This window comes from Nocardioides sp., from assembly GCF_031422975.1.
Classification (GTDB): Bacteria; Actinomycetota; Actinomycetes; order Propionibacteriales; family Nocardioidaceae; genus Nocardioides.
Genome location: NZ_JANPEO010000243.1, coordinates 1 through 3,948, shown reverse-complemented (window position 1 = coordinate 3,948; position 3,948 = coordinate 1). Strand labels below are relative to the sequence as shown.

4 protein-coding genes are annotated in these 3,948 nt (G+C 68.3%); all 4 read right to left on the bottom strand.

The features are described 5' to 3' along the window. On the bottom strand, positions 1-429 hold a 429-nt coding region (locus RMO85_RS07295; protein WP_310528043.1), incomplete at its 3' end, for a hypothetical protein. Beyond that, positions 426-1,697 (bottom strand): glycosyltransferase, encoded by a 1,272-nt coding sequence (locus RMO85_RS07290; protein ID WP_310528042.1) that lies wholly within the window; start codon positions 1,695-1,697, stop codon positions 426-428. The genes RMO85_RS07290 and RMO85_RS07295, both read right to left, overlap by 4 nt. After that, complete coding sequence (gene wecB / locus RMO85_RS07285; protein WP_310528041.1) at positions 1,690-2,802, bottom strand: non-hydrolyzing UDP-N-acetylglucosamine 2-epimerase; 1,113 nt, start codon at positions 2,800-2,802, stop codon at positions 1,690-1,692. The genes RMO85_RS07290 and wecB overlap by 8 nt, the downstream gene beginning before the upstream one ends. Beyond that, on the bottom strand, positions 2,799-3,948 hold a 1,150-nt coding region (locus tag RMO85_RS07280), incomplete at its 5' end, for an NAD-dependent epimerase/dehydratase family protein (RefSeq protein ID WP_310528040.1). The genes RMO85_RS07280 and wecB, both read right to left, overlap by 4 nt.

Sequence of the window (3,948 nt, the reverse complement as noted above, 5' to 3'; positions counted from 1 at the left end):
GGTGCTCGAGTCGGTCAGACCCTGCCAGACATTGGGGAACCAGGACCCCGTCGTGGTGTGCACGGAGGGCGGGTAGAGCACCAGGTAGACGATCGAGCCGACGACGACGAGCGCCGACGCGCTCAGGGGCGTCCGCTGTCTCCGCGCCCCCCCGGCGTCCTCGGTCGGGTCCCTGCGCAGCGTCGCCCACAGGTAGCCACCGACGAGCATCGAGAGCGCTGCTGTGAGGAACGCGAAGATCTTGAACGGCGCCGACAGATGCCAGTTCAGCGGGCCGATGAGCAGCAGGACGACCGTACTGATCACGAAGCCGCCGCACACGAGCAGCGGGATCAGCCGGGAGATCCCCTCGAAGCGGAGCACCAGATCGACGTCCCGGTCTCTGAGTGCGCTGGCACGACGTGCCCTCAGCATCGTGGACGAGCTCATCGGCTGCACCTCTTGGCCAGCTCGAGGATCCGGGCGGCCTGAACGCGTTCGTTCTTGCCCGCAAGGACGAACTCCCTGGCTGCGGCACCTTGCCGGTGCAGGTCCGTCAGCGGCACGGCCAGCGCCTTCTCCAGGGCCGCCGTGATCGCGGGCGCGCCGTCAGCATCGATGGTGAGCACGTGGTCGTAGTACGCAGTGGGCATGCCGGGGAGCCGAGTGGTCAGCACGGCGGTGCCGGAGGCGAGGTACTCCATGTTCTTGGACGGGAAGGAGTACTTCACGAAGTCCTCGGAGGTTGGCCGCGGATTGACGAGGAGCCAGGCACGCATCTCCGCGGCGACCACCTCGTCCAGGTCGGTCCGGCCGTGAAACCTCACTCGGGGGTCCTCGGCGGCGGCCCTGGCCACGTCGGGGGCGTAGTCGCCGCCACCGTAGATGTGCAGCTCGGCCTCGTCGGCGCTCAGCGCCCTGAAGCCCTCGACGAGGTCGGCGACCCCGTACTCGGCGCGCAGGGCGCCTGCGTAGAGCATCGAGAATGCGGCGGTCTTGGCCTCGAGTGAGTTCTCTGCGAGTCGCATCGTGGAGTCGACGAGGCCCTCCATCACCAGGTAGGGCCTCGAGCGAGGGTTGACCACCTCGTTCATCTGCTCGGTGAGCAGCACGAAACCGTCGAGCTCGGCATAGGTCGCGGCCGCGAAGCTGCGCATCCTCGCACGGAGGCGGTGGTGGCCACCGCGACCGGCGTCCTCGACCTCGGCCATGAAGTCGTAGACGTCGGCGAAGATGGCGATCTTGGTGATCGAGTCCCCCGCGAGTGCGCGCAGCACGCCCGGGAGGGCAGTGATGTAGGCGGCGTCGGCCACCAGGACCCGGCTGGCGGCTCCGCGCGTGCGCCAACGCCAGGCCAGGGCCTGCCGAGTGAATGCCAGCGCCAGCCACGCCTGTTTGAGGCCGCGGACGTTGGGGAAGCCGAGATGGTCCACGGTGTGCCGCGGGGAGTGCGTCTCCAGCACGCGTGACCACCAGCGCCCGCGGTAGAAGCGGGGTGTCGCGCTGCGGCCGACGACCGCATGCACGTGGCACGTCGGGTCGGCCAGCAGGCCTCGCTGGAGCAGGTTGTGGAACTTGAAGCTGGCCTCGGCCATGCCGTACGTCGTGTGCTGGACCCCGTCCTTGAGGCTCGCGCTCATCGCCGCGAACTGGGTCGCGGACGGTGCCGAGGTCAGGTAGAAGACCTCGGTGCGGTCGGCCGGACGAGGATCAGACACGGATCCCGTCCCACACGTGGTGTCGCCGGTAGGTGGACAGGATGAAGTTCACGGTCCGCTCCGAGCAGTTGCCGATGGCGTAGTCGTCGGGAATCAGCCAGTCGCCACGACGCGCGGTCGTGGCCGCCCGGACGCCCTCGACGACGTTGTCCGGGTCGAGGCCGGTCATCACGATGACCCCGGTGTCGAGCGCCTCGGGGCGCTCGATGGAGTCACGCAAGGTGACGGCCGGGAAACCGAGCAGCGAGGACTCCTCGGAGATGGTGCCGGAGTCGGACAGCACGCAGAACGCGGTCATCTGCAGGCGGTTGTAGTCCATGAAGCCCAGGGGCTCGTGGAAGATCAGTCCCTCGGTGGCGCGACCCAGCGCATCCAGGCGCTTGCGGGTGCGGGGATGGGTGGACACCAGGACGGGCAGCTCGAACGCCTGGTGCACGGCCTCGAGACAGTCGAGGAGAGCGCCGAGGCGGTCGGCATGGTCGACGTTCTCCTCGCGGTGCGCACTCACCAGGATGAAGCCACCCTGCGACAGCTCCAGGCGCTCGAGCACGTCCGACGCCTCGATCTGGCCTCGATAGGCACCGAGCACCTCCTTCATGGGGGAGCCGGTCTTGAGGATGCGGCGTGGCTGCAGACCCTCGGCCAGCAGGTTGCGTCGAGCATGCTCGGTGTAGCAGAGATTGAAGTCGGCGACGTGGTCGACCAGGCGACGGTTGGTCTCCTCGGGGACGTTGGCATCGAAGCAGCGGTTGCCGGCCTCCATGTGATAGGTCGGCACCCGCATGCGCTTGGCCATCACGGCGGCGATGCAGCTGTTGGTGTCGCCCAGCACGAGGAGTGCATCGGGCTGTTCCTCGGCAATGACCGCCTCGGTCTTGGACAGGACCTCACCCAGGACGGTGCCCAGACTCGTGGTGTCCACATTGAGGACGTGGTCCGGGGCGCGCAGGCCCATCTCCTCGAAGAAGATCTCGTTGAGGTTGTAGTCGTAGTTCTGACCGGTGTGGACGACCACGTGGTCGACGGTCGCATCGAGGCGCTTGATCACCTGGGAGAGCCGGATGATCTCGGGTCGGGTCCCGACGACGGTCATGACCTTGGTCATCGCTGCTCCTGTCCGACCGGTCGGACCGGCTCCGGAATCGTGTCGGGGTGGTCCGGGTCGAAGAGCGAGTCGGTCCAGAACAACGTGGTGAGGATCGAGTCGCCGGTGTTGGTGATGTTGTGCGACCACATGGTCGGCATGTCGATCGCGGCCGGCGCCTCGCCGGTGACAGGGAACGTCAGCACCTCATCGGTGAACATCCTGCGGAGCTCGATGACCGCCTCGCCCTCGAGCACGACGAACCGCTCGATCTTGCGCAGGTGGTAGTGCTCTCCGCGCGTGACGCCGGGCACGGTTGTCGACACGAAGGTCTGACCGCCCGAGCCGTGGTTGCGAACGGTCTCCACCAGTCGCCCACGCTGGTCGGCTCGCGGCGTGAACGCGATCGGGTAGTGCGTCGGGAAGAGCGCGGCCCGGTAGGTGTTGAAGAGGTCGAGCTCGAGGTCGTCGGCCAGCTCGGGCAGGTCACCGCTGGGGACGTACGTCGCCTGGAACCGCTGCAGGTGCGACCACACGGCGCCGACGCTGGTCGCGGTGGCGGTCGGGGACACGACGGATTCCGCGCTGTCGAGCGCCTCGATCAGGGCGCGCGCCGCGCCCTGGACGTGCAGGAGCGAGATGTCTCGGTCATCGATGGCCGGGTTGTCGCCGGCGATCGCGGCGGCGACGAAGGTGGCGACGAAGGAGTTGTAGGCGGGTCGTCCGTGCTCACCGAAGAGATTGGGCAGGCGCACGTCCACGAGGGACCCGCCGGTGCTCGACGTGGCAGCGCGCAGGATGTCGGCCGCTCGCTGCTTCCCGTCGCCGTACGCCGTGTCGTTGCCCGACTGGACGGAGTTGGCGTAGACCACCCGGATCGGGCGGTCCGCCGCGACCACGGCGTCGGCGACGCCGTGGGCCAGCGAGGCGTTGCCCGAGCTGAGGGCGTCGTCATCGGCCCGGTTGATGCCCGCCACGTGGATGACCGCGTCACATTCGGCGACGGCGGCAGCGAGCTCCCCCCACGTGTCGCGGCTGATGGCCACCACGGAGTGGTCGGTCGTCGCATGCAGCCGGCAGCGGAGGTGCCAACCGAGGAAGCCGCTGGCACCGGTGACGACGATCTTCATCCGCGTGCCTCGAGCAACAGCTGCACCTCGGGGATCG